Raw genomic sequence first — 20,933 nt, forward strand, 5'->3', positions numbered from 1 at the left:
TTTCAAAATTAGATATTTTTCGCCTGACTTACAGCATTACCAATGTAATTCGCAGGTGTTAACTGCTTAAGACGTTTCTTTTCGTCTTCAGGCAATTCCAGCGAGTCAATAAAGGCCTGCATACCCTCACGCGTTACGCGTTTACCACGAGTGAGCTCTTTCAATTTCTCGTACGGGTTAGGAATACCATAACGGCGCATAACCGTTTGGATCGGTTCTGCCAGTAATTCCCAGTTTGCATCGAGTTCATCGAGAAGCGCTTGCTCGTTCACTTCAAGCTTGGAAATGCCTTTTAATGTTGCTTGATAGGCAATCACACTATGGGCGTAGCCAACACCTAAAACACGCTGCACAGTAGAGTCTGATAAGTCACGCTGCCAACGAGAAATAGGAAGTTTCATTGCCAGATGATCGAATAAGGCATTGGCAATACCAAGGTTGCCTTCCGAGTTTTCAAAATCAATCGGGTTAACTTTATGCGGCATAGTGGATGAGCCAATTTCGCCAGCAACAGTTTTCTGTTTAAAGTGACCAAGCGCAATGTAGCCCCACACATCACGATCAAAATCAATGATCACCGTGTTGAAGCGTGCAATAGCGTCGAACAGTTCTGCCATGTAATCATGTGGTTCGATTTGAGTGGTATAAGGATTCCAGCTCAAACCTAATGAAGTTACGAACTCTTCAGCGAAGGATTGCCAGTCAAATTCAGGGTAGGCAGAAAGGTGTGCATTATAGTTACCAACAGCACCATTAATTTTGCCAAGAATTTCCTGATTTTGAATCTGTTTTAACTGGCGCTCTAAGCGGTAAACCACGTTGGCCATTTCTTTGCCCATTGTTGATGGCGAAGCTGGCTGACCGTGGGTGCGGGCCATCATTGGAATTTCTGCAAACTGATCAGCCAGGCTCCGAATCGATTGGCAAACCTCCTGCTGGTACTTGACGAGTGCTTCAGTGCCTTCTTTAAGCATCAAAGCATAAGACAGGTTGTTGATGTCTTCAGAGGTGCAGGCGAAGTGGATGAATTCGCTGACGTTATCTAATTCGTCGCTATGGCGAATTTTCTCTTTGAGGAAATACTCAACCGCTTTTACATCATGGTTGGTGGTGCGCTCGATTTCCTTGATTTTTTCAGCATCACTCTCAGCAAAGAATTCAACGATACTGTCTAGCAACTGATTGGCTTCGTCAGAAAAAGCAGGGACTTCTTTAATGTTACTTGCTTTTGAAAGCGCTTGCAGCCAGCGAACCTCAACCGTAACACGGTATTTGAGTAAGCCAAACTCACTAAAGATGCTGCGTAAATCAGTGACTTTTGAGCCATAGCGGCCGTCGACAGGTGAAATTGCGGTAAGAGCTGAAAGTTGCATGAGACGTTTCCCGTTACTGGTTTCCAAACTATAAGAAAAACTGTGGAGTTAAGCGATGTTCGTGACTCGCTCAATAGTAACTAGCGAGCAGTTAGAGCCATCACTTAGCCTGATTAAATAAAGGCATTTTTCGAAACGCGGATCATACCGCAACTGGCGCTTTTTGGCATCTATAAAACAGGGTATGAGAGCTTTTGATCGGCTAATGCGACAATTCTTTACAAAAATATGGAAAAGATCGGTTTTAATCTATCAGCATTTTTGTCATTATCCGCGCCATTAGATGTTTTAGAACTTAGTAAAGCTAAGAGTTGAGTACAGTCACCATGAGTAAGTTTTTGATAGTTATAAGTATATTGATATTTTCACTGGCTGGATGTGGTGACGGGCAATCGGTAAGCGGTGAAGGTAAGTCTACAAATAGTCAAACCAGAGAACTGATTCAGCAAATGGAATGGGTTGAAAATGCGAATGTTGAAACCCTGGTTCAACAAAAGTTAAAAGCGTCTCGTCGGTTCTTAGCTGTTGAAGCTGATGGTGAAATCTTAATTCCAGGTCTTCCGAAAGATGTGTGCGAATTAGTTGTTAATAATGGGGATTATGAAATATTACCCGGCATGTCTGAAATCGTCTATAACTCGCGGCATGCTGAGCTTAGAGTAAAGACTCGTGATTTCGCTGCAACATATAATAAGAAATTAATAGATTTAATTAAATTGAATACTTAATTATTTGATTTAAAAGGAAAAGCCAGCTTTTGCTGGCTTTTTTGTTTAATAGCTTCGAGGTTATCGAGTCTCTAAATTCAGGATATCAATAATTTCCCGAGAGTTCTCCAGGACTCGTATAATTTTTCCTTCAACTTCGATGATTTCGCTGCCTACTGGGGCAACTGGCAATTGCTTACGCAAATCCAGTGGTAGAGGTTGTCCATATCGGTATACATCCTCCGACAACACCTCTCCACGTTGTAATTTCTTTTCCCAGCCAGGAGGTAGTTCTCCCGTTCTTTGGTATTTCTTTTCCAAGCCTGGTGGAAGCTGTTTTTTCTTGCCATCGCCTCGCTCACGCTCATACTCGTGGTCGCGCTCCTGATTGCGATAATAGTCACGGATGATTTGCGCCTCATCTTTATGGAATAGGCCGTCAGGACTTGCCTTGAGTTCGACTCGCTCTTTATCGTCAACTCGATCGCTTTTCGGCGCTCTATCCATAGCGTAACTATTTGAAAATACAAAAGTCAGCCCTAAAGCTGTTACTGTAATAATAGATTGTAATCGTTTCATCTTGGAACTCCGTTTAACGCTCAATATACTCCAATAGCATAGGCCTATTGTTATTAAACATACACCTATATTGCTGCTCTGCTTTAGTTAAATAAGATATGGCTCACATTCTATAAAGCCTGTGTTATAATCGGCCACCTTTTCAGAGAGACTCCCTGAGCCATTTGCGTACCAATACGCGGGTGACATCAGCGGTACAATAAACATCGAACAACGAGGAATCCTAAGTGTTAGAAGCTTACAGAAGTCATGTTGCAGAACGCGCCGAACAAGGCATTCCGCCTTTACCTTTAAATGCAGAACAAGTCAGCCAATTGGTTGAGTTATTAAAAAGCCCTCCAGCCGGTGAAGAAGAGTTTTTAGTTGAGTTACTAACTCACCGTGTGCCGCCGGGGGTTGACGAAGCTGCTTATGTTAAAGCTGCTTTCTTGGCCGCTATCGCTAAAGGTGAAGCAGAGTCTCCTCTGATTGATAAGGCTCATGCAACCAAGTTGTTGGGTACTATGTTGGGTGGTTACAACATTGCTACTTTAGTTGAGCTTTTAGACGATTCTGAGCTTGCTGAACTGGCCGGTGAGAAATTAAAGCATACTTTGTTGATGTTTGATGCTTTTCACGATGTTGCCGAAAAAGCCGATAAAGGTAATGCGGTGGCTAAGGCTGTTATCGAGTCATGGGCAAATGCAGAATGGTTCAAAGAGAAGCCAGCTTTGGCAGAGAAAATCACTTTAACTGTATTTAAAGTTCCGGGCGAAACCAATACTGATGATTTATCACCAGCGCAAGACGCCTGGTCACGTCCTGATATCCCTTTGCATGCTTTGGCGATGTTGAAAAATGAGCGCGAAGGTATTACGCCTGATAAAGAAGGCGAAATTGGCCCTATCTCTGTTATTGAAGAATTAAAGAAAAAAGGTCACCCGTTAGCATATGTCGGCGATGTTGTGGGTACTGGTTCGTCACGTAAATCAGCAACAAACTCGGTGTTATGGCACATGGGCGCAGACATTCCTCATGTACCGAATAAGCGTGCCGGTGGTTTCTGTTTTGGCAGTAAAATTGCGCCAATTTTCTACAACACCATGAAAGACGCAGGTGCATTACCGATTGAACTGGATGTTTCAAAAATGAACACTGGTGACGTGATCGATGTGTACCCGTATGAAGGTAAAGTTGAGAAAAATGGTGAAGTGATTTCTACTTTCGATTTTGGCTCAGGTGTGGTGCTTGACGAAGTTCAGGCTGGTGGTCGTATTCCACTAATCATTGGTCGCGGTTTAACAGCGCGAGCACGTGAATACATGGGCATGGCAGCAGCTGATTTCTTCCGTCTACCGGAAGATGTTGTAGAGTCAAACAAGGGCTTCACTCTTGCTCAAAAGATGGTGGGCAAAGCTTGTGGCTTGGAAGGCGTTCGTCCTGGACAATATTGCGAGCCATTGATGACAACGGTCGGTTCACAAGATACTACCGGCCCTATGACTCGTGATGAGTTGAAAGACCTGGCTTGTTTAGGATTCCAGACTGATCTGGTTATGCAGTCATTCTGCCACACAGCAGCTTATCCAAAGCCTGTTGACGTTGATACGCAACATACGCTTCCTGACTTTATTATGAACCGTGGTGGCGTTTCATTGCGACCTGGTGACGGCATTATTCACAGCTGGCTAAATCGTATGTTATTGCCAGATACTGTTGGTACTGGTGGTGATTCGCACACCCGTTTCCCATTGGGTATTTCTTTCCCGGCTGGTTCTGGTCTGGTTGCTTTTGCAGCTGCGACAGGCGTTATGCCATTGGATATGCCTGAATCAGTATTGGTTCGTTTCAAAGGTAAAATGCAGCCAGGTATTACCTTGCGTGATCTGGTTCATGCGATTCCTTACCAAGCGATTAAAGATGGTTTGTTGACAGTTGAAAAAGCAGGCAAGAAGAACATTTTCTCAGGTCGTATTCTTGAGATTGAAGGTCTTGAGCATTTGACTGCTGAGCAGGCGTTCGAGCTTTCTGATGCTTCTGCTGAGCGTTCAGCTGCTGGTTGTACGATTAAGTTGAGCGAAGAGTCTGTTGCCGAATATTTGCAATCAAACATCGTATTGTTGAAGTGGATGATTTCGAACGGTTATGGTGATGAGCGTACTATCGGACGTCGTATTGAGAAGATGGAAGAGTGGTTAGCTAATCCATCCTTGATGGAAGCCGATAAAGACGCAGACTACTCAGCGGTTATTGAAATTGACATGGATAACCTGAAAGAGCCAGTTCTTTGTGCACCAAATGATCCAGATGACGCTCGTCTTCTAAGCGAAGTGGCTGGTGACAAGATTGATGAAGTATTCATCGGTTCCTGTATGACTAACATTGGACATTTCCGTGCCGCCTCTAAGTTGCTGGAAAGTGTTGAAGCAGGTACTTTGGAAACGCGTTTGTGGATTGCGCCACCAACACGTATGGATGAGCATCAACTGATGGAAGAAGGGCATTACAATATCTTCGGCCGTTCAGGCGCTCGTCTTGAAATGCCAGGCTGTTCATTGTGCATGGGTAACCAGGCGCGTGTAGCTCCAAAATCGACAGTGGTTTCTACTTCAACTCGTAACTTTCCGAACCGCTTAGGGCAAGGTGCTAACGTTTATCTGGCATCAGCTGAACTGGCTGCAGTTGCAGCCGTTATGGGGCGCCTACCAAATGTTGAAGAGTATATGGGTTACGCTAGCAAGCTGGACTCTTTATCTAAAGACATCTACAAGTATATGAACTTCCACCAAATGGAAGAGTACAAAGAAAAGGCTGCAAAAGTAACCATACCTGTTGCTAATAAAGTTACCGTAGGTGCTTAAGTTCCTCTTCTTAGGATCTATCAGCATAAAAAAGCTCACTTCGGTGGGCTTTTTTTATGCCCGACTGTCTGCTAGATTGTAGCTCTCTTAAACAATAATAACTGACTGGGGTGAAATATTATTATGAGTATTGCTATTACTTCATTGTATGCTGGGCTTTTAACAGTTTTGATTTTACTGCTTTCTTATCGAGTAGTAATGCTTCGCAGGAAGTTTCAGGTAGGGATAGGTGCGCATGGTGAGAAAGTGTTGGCGCGTGCAATTCGAGTGCATGGCAACGCTGTTGAGTATATTCCCATGTGTTTACTGTTAATGGCATTTGCTGAAATGCAGCAGGCTTCCGTCTGGCTTATGCATGGAACCGGAATTGCGCTTCTGATTGCTCGAATAATACACGCTTGGGGCTTGTCAAAATCAGTAGGTAAATCGTTTGGACGCTTTTACGGAGTGTTACTAACCTGGGCAGTTATGCTGGTCTTGTCGGGTTATTTGGTTGGTTACTTTATTGGAAATTACGTTTAATAAGTGAAATACGGCAATAGACCAGCTGTATCTTAGGTACCGTTAGTCTATTGCTTATCAAAGTATTTATCTTGAATAACCATAGGACTGATTGGCCTATCGAAATAGTACCCTTGGAATTGAGGGCAATTTTCCTTTCTTAAAAACTCCAACTGATCTTCAGTTTCCACACCCTCGGCAGTGACTTCTAATCCCAAATCCTTACTCATCTTAATGATGGTTCTTACGATAGTTTCACTATCAGGATCGCCTGGGATATCACTAACAAACGTTCGGTCAATTTTTAACTTATCCAGTGGCAGCTTCTTTAACTGGTTAAGGGAAGAGTAACCTGTACCAAAGTCATCAATGGAAATTCGAATACCCAGCTTTTTTAAAGATTTCAGTAATTCTATTGAGCGCTTTTCTTCATGCAAGATCAAAGTTTCTGTTACTTCAAGCTCAAGCAACTCTGCGGGAATCTTTTCCTGTTTTAATAACTTAGAAATAGTCTTAACCAGATCGCTGTCGCTTAGTTGAACAGCAGATAAATTAACTGCTATGACTGGGGAATGACCATACTCTTGTATCCAGTACTTTATTTGTTGACAGGCTTTTTCGAGAACCCAGTTGCCTATTTGAACAATAGTTCCATTGTCTTCAGCGACCGGAATAAACTCCAGCGGTGATATTATTCCCTCGACCGGATGATTCCAGCGGATAAGTGCCTCGACACCAAGTAGCTTACCATCTGCAGCATTAAGCTGAGGCTGATACAGGAGGAAAAACTCACTATTAGACATGGCCTTATGCAAGTCATTTTCAAGAGTCTGGCGACGCATGATAATAGCTTCCATGTCTGGCTTGAAAATAGCAAAACCATTGCGACCTTTAGCTTTTGCATGGTACATAGCAGTATCAGCTCGTTGCATGATTAGCTCATGACTGTCAGCATCTCTTGGATAGACTAGAATACCAATGCTTGCTGTGACATGAAGTTGCTTACCTTGTATCGAAAAGCCTTCCGTTAGTGCCTGCAATAACTTTTTAGCAACGACAATAGCATCAGCTTCGGCATCTTCCGGGTTATCGCTTAACTCGCTGAGTTGAATGATAAACTCATCACCTCCCAAGCGGGCAACTGTGTCCCCTGAACGAACGTTACTTTCTAAACGCTTGGCCACTTCAATCAATAACTTGTCGCCAGTCATGTGGCCGAGAGAATCATTAATATTTTTGAAGAAATCGAGATCAATAAACAGTATGGCACCATTATGATGGTGGCGAAGTGAAATGGCTAAAGACTGAGAAATACGATCGTTAAGTAGCAGTCGGTTTGGCAAGCCAGTTAAGGAGTCATGTTGTGCCATATGTTGAATCTGCTGCTCAAACTCTTTTGCTTCAGTGATATCAACACCGACAGTAACGATCGCAGGAATGCGACTGTAGCGTCCGACGAAAGGAACTTTTGAAACATCCAAATAAGTGTTTCTTTGGTTACTGTCTTTTACTTTTAGCTGCTTGTTAACTGCAACCGCATCTCTGCGTAGCAAATAATCTTCATCTTCAAATAGTATATTAGACTGAGGGCTTTGATTTTTAAGTTGTTCAATGTTGATATTGTCAAAATCTTTAAGAGGCAAGCCAAAAAAGTCTGCTGCGTAACGATTCACCAGAATGACTTCACCATTCGCATTGGTTGCATAAATCATATGGGGTATCAAGTTGATGATTTGCTTGATCTGGTCCGTTTTGTCGGCCAAATCAGCTGTTTTCCTGCGTACTTGTTTGCGTAATATTAGGACAATAAGCCCACTAATAATGAGCAATATGAAGAGAATGGCTAAACTGTATAACAACCATTTTGGTAAAAAGGTTATGCCATTGTCTTTTCCAAGCCATCGATCATTTATTTCATAATAGGGAGAGGAGGGATCATTCTTCCATTCCTCAAGGTACCCATCAATTGTTTGCAATATTTCTGAATTTTTTCCTTTGGGACTGGCAAATAATACTTTTGATGGGTTGAAAACAATGGGGGTACGTTCAATATTAAAGCGTTTTTCAAAACTGTAGCCAACGAGGTTGCCGCTAACCGCTCCATCAACCAGGCGTTTGTCCAGCAAAGAGAAAGCTGCTTTGTAATCCTGTACCTCTTTCAAGTTACATATAATGTCAAATTGCGCACAAAGATTAGCGAACTGAATAGCGTATATTTCGTCTTTGACGACAGCGATAGTTTTACCTTCAAAGTCGAAAATGTTTTCGAGAAGTTGCTCATCAGGATGAATATAAACTTGTCCCCAACCTGTGATATAGCTTATTGAATTATAATCCAGGTATTCCGCGCGCTCGCGGGAGTAGGCGACGAAAGGGATTAGATCTAACTCTGCGCGCTTAGCGGTATTGATGATTTCAGGCCACTTAAGATAGAGCCATTGAATACGCCAATTTTCACGTTCGGCAATTTGTTCTAAGAAATCGACCAGGAAGCCAGTGTGGTTTCCGCTGTCGCTCGGTATAAGTGCAGGAGGAGCATCAAGAATTGCGACTCTTAATGTCTTGGTTGGCTGGGTATTGGCTGCATTAGAAGCCTGGGCCAGTAAAACTACAAGCACAGCAACAATGAGCGTGTATAGGTGCAGTTTTTTCAACAACAAGAATTGCCCTCCTGATAGACGTATCCACCTTAGCTTTAAATGCCAAATTGTGCAATATAATTGTTGAAAATAATTAAGTAACTTGTTGAAACTATTATAGTTTATTAATTGTACATGATGGGCAATAAAAAGCCGGCTAGATGAGCCGGCTTAGAAGTGCTTGCTACAAGTTCTTAATCAACGATTTTCATTTCTTCAATTAAATTGTGAGCATTATCGACATGTTCCATAACCCAAAGCATATAGGCGCTACTTACGTGGATTGAACGATTTAATTCATCGTTATAATCCCAGTCAGCTATAATTGACTCGTATACGCCGTCAAAGATAAGGCCTACAAACTCGGCTTCGGCATTGAGAGTCGGTGAACCTGAGTTACCACCGGTAACGTCCAATGTGGTCAGGAAGTTGACCTGTACACTACCCAGATCTTTATCCAGATAATCGCCGAACTCTTTAGCTTTGATTAAATCAAGTTGCTTTTGAGGTGAGTTAAATGGATCTTCATCAGTATGCTTCGCCGCAATACCTTCTAAGGTAGTGAATGGTGTTGCATACAGACCGTCTTTTGGCGAATAGCCTTTGACATTACCGTAAGTTACGCGAAGCGTGCTATTGGCATCTGCATATATAGGCTTATCCATCGATTTGTAATAATCGATGATTGCTGACATGTACTGAGGACGAAGTTCCTGAAACTTACCACCACGATCTTTGCTTTCCAGTTCGCGCTCATACTTTTCTTCATAAGTTGCTACTGCAAGCTGAATGTATGGGTCGTTTGACTGTTTAAAGTCTTCTACAGACTTGTCCATCCACGCCAGGCGGGTTTCTAGCTCATTAAGCTTAGTCTTTGCGTACATTGAATCAACTTTCTTGCCGAAGGCCTCTGAATTAAAAGCTTCACCAATACCCATAAACTCATCGTAAGACTTCAAAAGCTGGTCAGCTGGAAGCTCAGCATACATAGGTGCAAAGTGTTTCAATAAGGCTTTCTCCACTTCGGCATCCCAACGGCGCTCCATGCTCTTCAGCCCTTCTTTGAAACGAACCATATCGCGCTCTTGGTAACCTGGCTCTCGCTCCGCATCAGGCTTCTGCTTTTCAAGCGCAAGTCGGTATAAGCGAGCAGCTGTGCCGGTTAAAGTGTCGCGATTAATCGCCCATGAGCGGAGAGTACGTTCTTGTTCAGCGATGTTTTCAAGGATTAAAGCATTCAACGCATCAATAGCATCACCATGCTTTTTCTGCATTTCAGGGTTTGCTTCAAGCCACTCTTTCAGATTGTTTTCAAGGGCGATTTTGCGCTCATGAAGATCACCTTTAGCATAGCTTTCAATCATGCTGCCCCAGTTTTTTTCAGCATTGTTTAATCCTGCCAATGTGCTTGCGTATTTCACACGAGCATCAGTACCTTCAGGTGCTGTATCTTTAATTAACTCAATGTATTCATTCAAGGTCGTGCGGAATGTGGGGTACCACCACTCGAACTGGTTCTTCACTTCTGCACTGGTGCGGTAACGATTGGTGCTGCCAGGGTAGCCTGCAACCATCACGAAATCGCCTTTATCAACACCATCTTTATTCACTTTCAAGTAGTGCTCAGGCTCATAAGGAACATTGTCCTCTGAATATTCGGCCGGATTGCCGTCTTTATCGACATAGGCGCGGTAAAAGGCAAAGTCACCGGTATGGCGTGGCCACATCCAGTTGTCTACATCGCCACCGTATTTACCAATGTGAGAAGATGGAGCATAGACTAGACGCACGTCCTTAATTTCCAGTTGCTTGATAAGGTAATATTCTAAGCCACCGTGGAATGACACGACGTTACAACGGTGTCCGGTGTCTTGTTCGCACTCCGCGACCAAGGCTTTCTCAGTGTTTTCAATCGCTTTATAGCGCTCAAGGCCTGAAAGCTCATTGCTGGCAGTGTTAACGTCTGAGGTGACATCACTGACATTAATCGTGACATAAACACGAGAACCTGGCGCAGCAGGAAGTTCCTGACTCAAGTCTTCAGCTAAAAAACCTTTGTCTAACAGGTTATTTTCAGCAGTTGAGTTAAACTGAATACTACCGTAAGCACAGTGGTGATTAGTCGCCACTAAGCCTTGTGGTGAAAGGAAAGATGCGGTACAGCCACCAAGACTGATGACGGCACCCATAGGGAACTCAGTCAGTTCAGTCAACTTGTTAGGGTTAATCTTGATACCAGCTTTTTTTAGCTGTTTTTTGATAGTGGGTAATTGATGAGGCTGCCACATGCCTTCATCCGCCATTAAAGGCGAGACGGCAAGGGCCAAAGCAGCCGTGATTAATAATTTCTTCATTGGACTCTCTACTTTGTTGTTAAAAGAATAACCGATTAATCCTAAAGCATTAGCGATATATTTCTAATGGCAATTTACGGAAAAGTGTTAATAAATATTACAAAATTCCTACGGGCCTAACAGGTCTTTCATTTAAAAGTATACTGCTGGCTTGGTAAAGCTGAATTCTATCTACAATTAATATGTTGATGTTTAAATTATTGCACCAATCCCCCCTTATATTGAGCTAAGACACACACAAAATATAGCAATCAAAATCGTGGATGATTTTGATAAGAATTTTCAGCACAAGGATGTGATGTAAATTCTGGTGCGTTAAGTATTTTGGAAGTGGCGCAGGAAGTCACGCTCTGTGTGACCTCAATATCGGGGTGTCGTTTCTTTTGGTTCCTTTTCTTTGGACAAGCAAAGAAAAGGATCTCGCCGAGGGGCGAAACCTATAATGAAGGAGTGTTCGGAAAGAGCATGGATTCCCGCCTTCGCGGGAATGACAAGAGTATTACTAATGGCGCTCAACTGGTCATGAGAGAGCGCCATAGCAAACCTTTCTAGTTTAACTTCATCTCTGGAACATGAGTCGGAACCACTAAATTAGCTTCAGTTTTCTCTTGAATTTCTTCAATTGAAACGCCTGGTGCACGCTCAATGAGGTGGAAAGCTCCATCTTTAATCTCCATTAAGGCTAGTTCAGTGATGACGCGCTTAATACACTGTGCGCCAGTCAGTGGAAGAGTACATTGTTTCAGAATTTTCGAAACACCGTGCTTGTTAGCATGTGTCATGGTAACGATGATATTTTCAGCGCCAGCTACCAGGTCCATTGCACCGCCCATGCCTTTAACCAGCTTGCCGGGAATCATCCAGGAAGCAATGTTGCCTTCCTGATCGACTTCGAATGCGCCAAGAACGGTAAGGTCAACATGACCGCCACGAATCATGGCGAAGCTTTCTGCTGATGAGAAGAAAGCTGCACCTGTTACTGCTGTTACTGTTTGTTTGCCAGCATTGATCAAATCCGGGTCGATGGTTTCTTCGGTTGGAAACTGCCCCATGCCTAACAAACCATTCTCAGACTGAAGCATGACTTTAACGCCTTCTGGGATATAGTTTGCGACTAATGTAGGGATACCAATACCCAGGTTAACGTAGAAACCGTCTTCAAGTTCTTGCGCCACTCGCATGGCGATTTGTTCACGTGTTAATGCCATGATGCGCTCCTTATGCTCTCACTGTTCGTTGTTCGATACGTTTTTCAAAGCTATTACCTTTGATCACGCGCTGGACGTAAATACCTGGGGTATGAATATAGTTTGGATCCAGCTCACCAGGCTCAACAATTTCTTCCACTTCAGCAACTGTAATTTTGCCAGCGGTTGCCATCATTGGGTTAAAGTTCATCGCTGTTTTGTTGAAAATCAAATTACCCATGGTGTCCGCTTTCCATGCTTTGATTAGAGCAAAGTCAGCAGTTAATGATGGTTCAAGCACATAGTCGCGACCATCAATATTGCGAGTTTCTTTACCTTCAGCTACCTGAGTACCGAAACCGGTTGCTGTGAAGAAAGCTGGGATACCGGCACCGCCCGCACGAATCTTTTCGGCCAGCGTGCCTTGAGGTGTCAAAATCACTTCCATCTCACCGGATAGAAGTAACTTTTCGAATAGTTCATTTTCGCCTACATAAGAACCGATCATGGTGCTGATTTGGCGTTTTTCTAACCATTTACCCAAACCAAAACCGTCTACGCCTGCATTATTTGAAATTGCGGTCAATCCGCTGCAGCCCATTTTGTAGACTTGCTCAATTAAACCTTCTGGAATACCGCAAAGGCCAAAACCGCCGACCATTACGGTCATGTTATCGGTAAAGCCTTCTAAAGCTTTTTCGTAGCTGTCTACGACTTTATCAAAACCTGACATTTTAATTCCTCGTCAAATCGAATGAATTGATTGTATATTATTTTTTAGCGAGCAACGCATTGGCTGCTCGGGATACAGGACGACGGCCCAGTTGCTCAGAGATATAAGCACCGGCGTCAACCAGTTTAGTTAAATCGATACCGGTTTCAATCCCTAAACCATTGAGCATATAAACCACATCCTCTGTTGCTACATTGCCGGTTGCTCCCGGTGCGTAAGGGCAGCCGCCTAAACCAGCAACCGAACTGTCAATGGTTGCCACTCCTAGCTCCAGGCAAGCGTAGATATTGGCCAATGCCTGGCCATAAGTATCATGGAAATGGCAAGCTAGTTTGTTGGTAGGAACATACTCGGCAACCGCTGCTATCATAGCGCGCGCCTTGTTCGGTGTGCCAACACCAATAGTATCGCCAAGAGAAATTTCGTAGCAGCCCAGCTCATACAATGCTTTGGCTACTTCAGCGACTTTTTCCGGTGCGATATCACCTTCGAAAGGGCAGCCTAACACACAGGAAACATAGCCGCGAACTTTAACGCCTTGCTCTTTGGCAGCTTCAATAACTGGCTTGAAACGTTCAATCGACTCAGTAATTGAACAGTTGATATTTTTCTGCGAAAAGCTTTCTGAAGCGGCGGCAAAAACGGCAACTTCTTTGGCACCACCGGCTAACGCACCCTCAAAACCTTTCAGGTTTGGTGTTAGCACTGGAAACCAGACGCTGCCATCTTGAGCTTCGGGGAAATTTTTCAGGCCTGCCATGATGTCGTGATGATCGGCCATTTGCGGCACCCATTTGGGTGATACAAATGCGGTCGCTTCAATGTGTTTTTCACCGGCATCAATCAAACGACGAATCAACTCAAGTTTAACCTCAGTTGAAACTGGCTGCTTTTCATTTTGTAATCCATCACGCGGTCCCATCTCAACGATTTTAACGTGAGTGGGCAGGGCAGGATTGTCCGATACCATAACCATTATTCAGCAACCTCCAGTGAAAGCAGTTCTGCGCCATCATCTACCAGGTCGCCAGCCGCATAATGGATTTCACTGACCACACCTGCAGTAGGCGCGTTGATGGTGTGCTCCATTTTCATCGCTTCAAGAATCACCAATGGCTGACCTGACTCAACGTGATCGCCTTCACTGACTAGTACTTCAATTACAGTGCCTGGCATTGGTGCGGTTAAACTACCGCCAGCATCTTCTGAATCGCCAGCCAAACCACGTTCAACTTTCTCAAGCACTTTATAATGACCATGAATAAAGATGTGCAGATTAGCACCATCATCAACCACGGTGGCGTTGAAACGTTTGCCGTTAGCATCCAGACGTAAAATATGATCATTGAGGGTTGCGCTATGAACCGGTAGTTCACCGCTCGGCAAATCGAGTAAATAACCTGTATCACGGAAATGGACAATGACTTCTACATCGTTAGCGATGCCATCAACTTTATCGAGGTATTCAAAATTATGATGATTGTCAGTATTGAGACGCCAGCCGTTAACTGTGTGCCAAGGTGAATAAGGGTCGTCACTGTGCGCTGCATTTTCTGCTGCAGTTTGTTCGCGTTTTAATAACTGATAGACCGCTGCTGCAACCAGAGTGTCATCGTCAGCCGCTTCTTCGTCTAAGATCAAGTCGTCTTTGTAACGTTCAATGAAATTAGTATCTAAATCCAGATCTTCGAAACCTTGACTGTGAGCCAGTGCAGAAAGGAAAGGAACGTTGGTGGTTAAACCGACAACCTGATACTGAGCTAAGGCGCCACGTAACCGTGCGAGTGCAGCGTTACGATCCTGATCCCAGACAATTAGCTTGGCAATCATTGGATCATAGTGAACTGAAACCGAATCGCCCTGAGTCACACCCGTATCAATACGAACATGCTCAGACTCTTCTGGCGTGTTGAGGTGTAACAAGGTACCTGTTGCTGGCAGGAAGTCCTGATTTGGATCTTCTGCATAAATACGTACTTCGAATGCATGACCATTGATGCTTAGTTCATCTTGCTGCATTGGCAGTTCTTGGCCAGCAGCAACTTTCAATTGCCACTCAACTAAATCCTGACCAGTAATTTTTTCAGTAACCGGGTGCTCAACCTGCAAACGAGTATTCATTTCCATGAAATAGAAAGACTCGTCTTCATCGTACAAGAACTCAACCGTACCTGCGCCTACATAACCAATCGCTTGTGCTGCACGGATGGCTACCTGACCCATCTTCGAACGAGTGTCTTCACTTAAACCTGGAGCCGGAGCTTCTTCAATAACTTTTTGATGGCGACGTTGCACTGAACAATCGCGCTCAAACAGGTGTACCGCATTACCATGCTTATCTGCAAACACTTGAATCTCAACGTGGCGAGGTTTGGTGATGTATTTCTCTACCAACACTTTGTCGTCGCTAAATGAAGCTGCAGATTCGCGCTTACAGGAAGCCAGGCTTGAAGCAAAGTCTTCTTCTTTCCAGACGATGCGCATACCTTTACCACCACCGCCAGCCGTTGCTTTGATGATAACCGGGTAACCAATGTCGTCTGCTTGCGACTTCAGGAAGTCTCCGTCCTGATTGTCACCATGATAGCCTTTGACTAAAGGAACTTTGGCTTCTTCCATGATTTCTTTAGCCGCAGACTTTGAGCCCATGGCGATAATCGCGCCTTCTGGCGGGCCTATAAATTCAATGTCATTTTCCGCAAGTGCTTTGGCAAAATCAGCATTTTCAGATAAAAAGCCATAGCCGGGATGAACTGCTTGAGCACCAGTCTTTTTGCATGCCTCAATAATCAGTTCACCTTTTAGATAAGATTCACGAGCTGGAGCAGGGCCTAAATATACTGCTTCGTCGGCCATTGCTACATGCATTGCGTCTTTATCGGCTTCTGAATAAACTGCAACGGTTTTAATGCCGAGTTTCTTCGCCGTTTTAATCACGCGGCAAGCAATCTCACCACGGTTAGCAATCAATATTTTTGTAAACATGTTCGCTGTTTCCTTAACCAATTATTGTGAGCTGCTTTTAGATTGGCCAACCGACCAATCAGCAGTACGTTTTTCGAGGAAAGCGTTCAAACCTTCTTTACCTTGTTCGCTGGCACGAATATCCGCAATGCGACGTGCCGTTTCATCCATCAAGGATTGATCAATGGTTTGATTCGCTACAGCTCTAATTAAACTTTTTGCTGCTTTAACAGCTTGCGGGCCATTGCTCAACAAAGTGGTGATCATTTCATTGATTTTCTCAACCAATGATTCTTCGGCAACCACTTCATGGACCAGACCATACTCAGCGGCTTTATCTGCTTTGAAACGCTCAGCCGTAGTAAAGTAGCGCTGTGCCTGACGCTCGCCCATAGCTTTAACGACATAAGGGCTGATCACGGCAGGAATAAGTCCAAGCTTTACTTCCGATAAACAAAAGCTGGCACGTTCAGATGCAATGACAATATCGCAACAGGCTACCAGACCAACGCCGCCACCAAAGGCTGCGCCCTGTACCTGACAGATGGTGGTTTTGCTCATGCTGTAAATGGTGTTCATTAAGGTGGCCAGAGCTTGCGAGTCCTGGTAATTTTCTTCCCAGGAATAATCCGCCATGCGACGCATCCAGTTTAAGTCTGCGCCGGCTGAAAAGCTTTTGCCTTCCGCGCGTAACACAACCACTTCCACTTCAGCGTTGTTTTCCATCGCAGTGAAAGCTTCTGTAAGCTCGCCAATTAATTTGTCATCAAAGGCATTGTGAATTTCAGGGCGGGTGAGGGTGATATAGCCAACACCGCGGTCGGCTTTACCGAGCTCACTCTGATCGATACTGATATTTAATGCTTCACTTATACTCATAAGAGATTCTCCCTGCCTTACATTCTGAAGACGCCGAATTTGGTTTCTTCGGCTTCTTTGTTCATGGCAACAGATAATCCCAGACCTAGCACCATACGGGTATCGGCAGGATCAATAATACCGTCATCCCATAAGCGAGCACTTGAATAGTAAGGGTGGCCTTGCTTTTCATATTGCTCTTCAATCGGACGCTTAAATTCTTTTTCTTCCTCTTCGGACCACATCGGCTGATCGGTGCGCTCGAAATTGTCACGCTTAATCTGTGCCAACACGTTGGCAGCTTGTTCGCCACCCATCACAGAGATACGAGCGTTCGGCCACATCCATAAGAACTTAGGACTATAAGCGCGACCACACATGCCGTAGTTACCGGCACCAAAACTGCCGCCAACAATAATCGTAAACTTGGGCACTTTGGCACAGGCAACAGCCGTCACCATCTTGGCGCCGTTTTTAGCAATACCTTCGTTTTCGTATTTGCGACCGACCATAAAGCCAGTAATGTTTTGCAGGAACACAAGAGGAATACCGCGCTGTGAACACAACTCAATAAAGTGAGCGCCCTTTAGTGCTGACTCAGAGAACAGAATACCGTTATTGGCAACGATGCCTACCGGATAACCATGAATGCGGGCAAAACCACAAATCAATGTATTGCCATATAGAGGTTTGAATTCATCCAGCTCTGAACCGTCAACGACTCGTGCAATAATTTCGCGAATATCAAATGGTTTGCGCGGATCTTTGTTGATGACGCCGTACAATTCTTCAGCAGGGTAGAGCGGGTCAACGGGCTTTTTCAAAGTTACCGAAGGCGTTTTCTTGCGGTTGAGGTTAGACACAACCTGACGAGCTAATTTCAAAGCGTGTTCGTCATTCAGCGCGTAATGGTCGGTAACACCAGAGGTTTTACAGTGAACGTCTGCACCACCCAAATCTTCGCTGGAAACCACTTCACCAGTTGCTGCTTTAACTAGCGGCGGGCCACCTAAGAAAATCGTGCCTTGTTCTTTAACGATGATTGATTCGTCAGCCATTGCTGGAACATAAGCTCCGCCAGCTGTACAGGAACCCATCACCACCGCAATTTGCGGAATGCCTTTGGCGGACATATTGGCCTGGTTATAGAAAATACGACCGAAGTGGTCTTTGTCCGGGAATACTTCGTCTTGCTGTGGCAAATTTGCACCGCCTGAATCGACCAGGTAAATACACGGCAGATTATTTTCTTCTGCAATTTCTTGAGCACGCAAATGCTTTTTAACCGTTTCAGGAAAATAGGTACCGCCTTTAACGGTGGCATCGTTGGCAACGATCATGCACTCGACGCCTGAAACACGGCCAATGCCAGCAATCAAGCCAGCAGCTGGAACCTTATTGTCGTATAAGTCCCAGGCGGCCATTTGAGAAATTTCAAGGAAAGGTGAACCAACGTCAAGAAGTTTGCGAACACGTTCTCGAGGCAGCAATTTACCGCGTGATAAGTGCTTCTCCTGATACTTGGGGCCACCACCTTGGGTGATGTATTCCATTTTGTCGCGTAAGTCGTCCACCAAAGCGGTCATTGCTTCGGCATTTTCAGTAAAACTTGCGCTACGCGGATTCAATGACGATTTAATTACAGGCATATGTCTGTCCTACTCTTATTCTGATGCGATCGCACGGCCAATCACCATGCGCTGAACTTCGCTTGTACCTTCGTAAATCTGTGCGATGCGAACGTCGCGATAAATTCTTTCCACAGGGTAGTCACGTAAATAACCATAGCCACCTAAAATTTGAATCGCTTCTGAGCACACTTTTTCAGCGATCTCAGATGCGAACAATTTTGCCATGCAGGCTTCTTTTAAGCAGGGTAGGTTATTGTCGCGTAACTGTGCAGCGTGTAACACCATCTGACGTGCCGCCTCAACTTGAGTGGCCATGTCAGCCAATTTGAATTGCACCGCCTGGTGTTTGTTAATTGGCTTGCCGAATGATTTTCGCTCTTTGGAATATTCAAGAGCATACTCATAAGCGGCTCGGGCCATACCCACCGCTTGTGCGGCAATACCGATACGACCACCCTCTAAACCGGAAAGGGCGATTTTGTAACCTTCACCTTCCTTACCCAGTAGATTCTCGGCTGGAATTTTGCAGTCTTCAAAAACGATTGAAGCAGTATCCGAAGCATTCTGCCCCATCTTATCTTCGATGTTGGCAACAATATATCCTGGCGTATCAGTCGGCACGATAAAGGCACTGATGCCTTTCTTTCCTGCGCTTGGGTCGGTGACAGCAAAGACAATCGCTGTGTCGCCATTTTTACCGGAAGTGATGAACTGCTTTGAACCATTAATAATGTAATGGTCACCATCTGGACCCTTTTCAAGAACAGCTTTAGTCTTGAGGTCGGATGCATCACTGCCAGCATGTGGTTCGGTTAAGCAAAAAGCGCCGAGCTTTTCGCCAGAGGCCAAAGGCTTTAAGAACTTCTCTTTTTGCTCATCGGTACCGAAATTCAAGATCGGCATACAGCCAACAGAGTTTGTAACCGAAATAATGGTTGAGCAGGCGCCATCGCCAGCAGCGATTTCTTCTAATACCAAAGCCGCGGCCACATAACCAATTTCACAGCCACCCCATTGCTCCGGCACTAACATGCCGTAAAAACCTAACTCAGCCAGGCCTTGTAGCGCTTTGGCAGGGAAGGTCTTATTCTTATCCCATTCTTCGGCGAAAGGGGCAATGCGCTCTTGCACATAGCCCCTTGCCATATCCTGAATCATTGTTTGTTCTTCAGTCAGAATCATAAGGTTATCTTTCCGATTTATAAAAATTCATCTTACTATCTACACGAAAATTAAGATTTTTGCTTTAGAGCGCGGCGGTTGTGCACGGAGAAGGCTGAGTGGACTTCTTGTCCATGATGCTCTTCGAGTACACAACCAACAAAGCACTAAAGTAAAAAGATAATTTTTTAAATAAGCTCGATGGCCAATGCTGTTGCCTCACCACCACCAATGCATAGCGATGCAACACCTTTCGACTTGCCATACTTGCGTAAAGCTTCAATCAAGGTAACAACAATACGGGTACCAGAACAACCGATAGGGTGGCCCAGGGCACAGGCACCGCCGTGAACATTCACTTTAGCGTGGTCAAGTTCAAGGTCTTTCATCGCCGCCATGGTAACTACGGCAAAAGCTTCGTTAATTTCAAACAAGTCAACGTCATCTTTTGACCAGCCCGCTTTGGCCAGTACTTTTTCAATAGCGCCCACAGGAGCGATCGTGAACTCAGCAGGAATGCGAGCGTTAGTTGATTGTGCAACAATTTTAGCCAGTGGTTTCAAACCACGCTTTTCAGCTTCTGACTGACGCATCAATACAACAGCTGCTGCACCATCAGAAATAGAGCTGGCGTTAGCCGCAGTGACAGTACCGTCTTTTTTGAAAGCAGGGCGTAGTGAAGGAATCTTGTCAGGACGAGCTTTTAAAGGCTGTTCGTCAGTATCGACTTCAACATCACCTTTACGAGATTTAACCGTTACCGGTGTAATTTCGTTTTTGAACGAACCCTCTTCAATTGCTTTGTTGGCACGAGCTAGAGATTCAATGGCAAAAGCATCCTGGTCTTCACGCGTAAAACCGTATTTTTCAACCGTTTGCTCAGCGTAAACACCCATAGCCTGACCTTCGTAGGCATCTTCCAGGCCATCAAAAGCCATATGGTCTAAGGTTTTGCCATGACCAAAACGCTGACCAAAGCGACCTGTAGGTAATAGGTAAGGAGCAAGACTCATGCTCTCCATACCGCCAGCAACCATCACCTCATTAGTTCCTGCTTTTAATAGGTCATGAGCCAGCATGATGGTTTTCATGCCTGAGCCACAAACCTTATTTACAGTAGTGGCGCCAGTAGATTGAGGAAGGCCTGCACCCAAAGAAGCCTGACGTGCAGGAGCTTGACCAACGCCGGCAGGAAGCACGCAGCCCATGATGACTTCTTGTACATCATCGGCTTTGATGCCTGCGCGCTCAACTGCAGCTTTGATTGCTGTAGCGCCAAGCTCAGTTGATTTTACGGTTGATAGTGAACCGCCGAAGCCGCCCATTGGCGTTCTTGCAGCGCTTACAATTACGATTGGATCTGACATACATGTTTCTCCTGTTCGAAATTTCTGGGCTTACTATAA

At 44.7% G+C, this 20,933-nt stretch carries 15 protein-coding genes; 3 read left to right on the forward strand and 12 right to left on the reverse strand.

What is annotated here, in order from left to right:
* Positions 1–8: 8 nt before the first annotated feature.
* Positions 9–1,373: an adenylosuccinate lyase gene (gene purB, locus ACYTXU_RS03970; protein ID WP_462208539.1), complete on the reverse strand. Its 1,365-nt coding sequence runs from the start codon at positions 1,371–1,373 to the stop codon at positions 9–11.
* 326 nt (positions 1,374–1,699) lie between these two features.
* Here purB and ACYTXU_RS03975 point away from each other — a divergent pair, with 326 nt between their 5' ends.
* Positions 1,700–2,101 carry a hypothetical protein gene (locus ACYTXU_RS03975; RefSeq protein WP_462208541.1) on the forward strand — a complete coding sequence of 134 codons (402 nt, stop codon included), beginning with the start codon at positions 1,700–1,702 and terminating at the stop codon, positions 2,099–2,101.
* A 60-nt stretch (positions 2,102–2,161) separates the two neighbouring features.
* On the opposite strand, the gene ACYTXU_RS03980 is transcribed toward ACYTXU_RS03975, so the two are convergent.
* Positions 2,162–2,659 (reverse strand): hypothetical protein, encoded by a 498-nt coding sequence (locus tag ACYTXU_RS03980; protein WP_462208542.1) that lies wholly within the window; start codon positions 2,657–2,659, stop codon positions 2,162–2,164.
* A 227-nt stretch (positions 2,660–2,886) separates the two neighbouring features.
* Here ACYTXU_RS03980 and acnB point away from each other — a divergent pair, with 227 nt between their 5' ends.
* Both acnB and ACYTXU_RS03990 read left to right on the forward strand, forming a co-directional pair.
* A complete protein-coding gene (gene acnB, locus ACYTXU_RS03985; RefSeq protein WP_462208543.1) occupies positions 2,887–5,499 on the forward strand; it encodes a bifunctional aconitate hydratase 2/2-methylisocitrate dehydratase in 2,613 nt (870 codons plus the stop codon).
* A 123-nt stretch (positions 5,500–5,622) separates the two neighbouring features.
* Positions 5,623–6,021 carry an MAPEG family protein gene (locus tag ACYTXU_RS03990; RefSeq protein ID WP_462208544.1) on the forward strand — a complete coding sequence of 133 codons (399 nt, stop codon included), beginning with the start codon at positions 5,623–5,625 and terminating at the stop codon, positions 6,019–6,021.
* Between the two features lie 47 nt (positions 6,022–6,068).
* Here the strand turns inward: ACYTXU_RS03990 and ACYTXU_RS03995 are convergent, their stop codons facing one another.
* From ACYTXU_RS03995 to ACYTXU_RS04040, 10 genes are all read right to left on the reverse strand, one after another.
* Positions 6,069–8,660 (reverse strand): EAL domain-containing protein, encoded by a 2,592-nt coding sequence (locus ACYTXU_RS03995; RefSeq protein ID WP_462208545.1) that lies wholly within the window; start codon positions 8,658–8,660, stop codon positions 6,069–6,071.
* A gap of 173 nt (positions 8,661–8,833) precedes the next feature.
* Positions 8,834–10,993, reverse strand: a complete 2,160-nt coding sequence (locus tag ACYTXU_RS04000) for a S46 family peptidase (RefSeq protein ID WP_462208546.1) — start codon at positions 10,991–10,993, stop codon at positions 8,834–8,836.
* Positions 10,994–11,541: 548 nt separating this feature from the next.
* Positions 11,542–12,201, reverse strand: coding sequence for a CoA transferase subunit B (locus tag ACYTXU_RS04005; RefSeq protein WP_462208547.1), 660 nt, complete (start codon positions 12,199–12,201; stop codon positions 11,542–11,544).
* Positions 12,202–12,211: 10 nt separating this feature from the next.
* Positions 12,212–12,913, reverse strand: coding sequence for a CoA transferase subunit A (locus ACYTXU_RS04010; protein WP_462208549.1), 702 nt, complete (start codon positions 12,911–12,913; stop codon positions 12,212–12,214).
* A gap of 37 nt (positions 12,914–12,950) precedes the next feature.
* Positions 12,951–13,889, reverse strand: coding sequence for a hydroxymethylglutaryl-CoA lyase (locus ACYTXU_RS04015; protein WP_462208550.1), 939 nt, complete (start codon positions 13,887–13,889; stop codon positions 12,951–12,953).
* Positions 13,889–15,898, reverse strand: a complete 2,010-nt coding sequence (locus tag ACYTXU_RS04020; protein ID WP_462208551.1) for an acetyl/propionyl/methylcrotonyl-CoA carboxylase subunit alpha — start codon at positions 15,896–15,898, stop codon at positions 13,889–13,891. The genes ACYTXU_RS04015 and ACYTXU_RS04020 overlap by 1 nt, the downstream gene beginning before the upstream one ends.
* 21 nt (positions 15,899–15,919) lie before the next feature.
* Positions 15,920–16,756, reverse strand: a complete 837-nt coding sequence (locus ACYTXU_RS04025; protein ID WP_462208552.1) for an enoyl-CoA hydratase/isomerase family protein — start codon at positions 16,754–16,756, stop codon at positions 15,920–15,922.
* A gap of 17 nt (positions 16,757–16,773) precedes the next feature.
* On the reverse strand, positions 16,774–18,384 hold the full coding sequence (locus ACYTXU_RS04030; RefSeq protein WP_462208553.1) for a carboxyl transferase domain-containing protein: 1,611 nt from the start codon (positions 18,382–18,384) through the stop codon (positions 16,774–16,776).
* A gap of 15 nt (positions 18,385–18,399) precedes the next feature.
* The gene (locus tag ACYTXU_RS04035) at positions 18,400–19,548 is read right to left on the reverse strand and encodes an acyl-CoA dehydrogenase family protein (protein ID WP_462208555.1); all 1,149 of its coding nucleotides are present in this window, start codon (positions 19,546–19,548) and stop codon (positions 18,400–18,402) included.
* A gap of 167 nt (positions 19,549–19,715) precedes the next feature.
* Complete coding sequence (locus tag ACYTXU_RS04040) at positions 19,716–20,894, reverse strand: thiolase family protein (RefSeq protein WP_462208556.1); 1,179 nt, start codon at positions 20,892–20,894, stop codon at positions 19,716–19,718.
* Positions 20,895–20,933: the final 39 nt, after the last annotated feature.

The organism is Kangiella sp. M94, assembly GCF_054926195.1.

What these genes read in the sequence shown, in the direction of transcription:
- purB (WP_462208539.1), bottom strand. Translation starts at nt 1,373, where the DNA reads ATGCAACTTTCAGCTCTTACCGCAATTTCACCTGTCGACGGCCGCTAT.
- ACYTXU_RS03975 (WP_462208541.1), top strand. Translation starts at nt 1,700, where the DNA reads ATGAGTAAGTTTTTGATAGTTATAAGTATATTGATATTTTCACTGGCT.
- ACYTXU_RS03980 (WP_462208542.1), bottom strand. Translation starts at nt 2,659, where the DNA reads ATGAAACGATTACAATCTATTATTACAGTAACAGCTTTAGGGCTGACT.
- ACYTXU_RS03990 (WP_462208544.1), top strand. Translation starts at nt 5,623, where the DNA reads ATGAGTATTGCTATTACTTCATTGTATGCTGGGCTTTTAACAGTTTTG.
- ACYTXU_RS04000 (WP_462208546.1), bottom strand. Translation starts at nt 10,993, where the DNA reads ATGAAGAAATTATTAATCACGGCTGCTTTGGCCCTTGCCGTCTCGCCT.
- ACYTXU_RS04005 (WP_462208547.1), bottom strand. Translation starts at nt 12,201, where the DNA reads ATGGCATTAACACGTGAACAAATCGCCATGCGAGTGGCGCAAGAACTT.
- ACYTXU_RS04010 (WP_462208549.1), bottom strand. Translation starts at nt 12,913, where the DNA reads ATGTCAGGTTTTGATAAAGTCGTAGACAGCTACGAAAAAGCTTTAGAA.
- ACYTXU_RS04015 (WP_462208550.1), bottom strand. Translation starts at nt 13,889, where the DNA reads ATGGTTATGGTATCGGACAATCCTGCCCTGCCCACTCACGTTAAAATC.
- ACYTXU_RS04020 (WP_462208551.1), bottom strand. Translation starts at nt 15,898, where the DNA reads ATGTTTACAAAAATATTGATTGCTAACCGTGGTGAGATTGCTTGCCGC.
- ACYTXU_RS04025 (WP_462208552.1), bottom strand. Translation starts at nt 16,756, where the DNA reads ATGAGTATAAGTGAAGCATTAAATATCAGTATCGATCAGAGTGAGCTC.
- ACYTXU_RS04030 (WP_462208553.1), bottom strand. Translation starts at nt 18,384, where the DNA reads ATGCCTGTAATTAAATCGTCATTGAATCCGCGTAGCGCAAGTTTTACT.
- ACYTXU_RS04035 (WP_462208555.1), bottom strand. Translation starts at nt 19,548, where the DNA reads ATGATTCTGACTGAAGAACAAACAATGATTCAGGATATGGCAAGGGGC.
- ACYTXU_RS04040 (WP_462208556.1), bottom strand. Translation starts at nt 20,894, where the DNA reads ATGTCAGATCCAATCGTAATTGTAAGCGCTGCAAGAACGCCAATGGGC.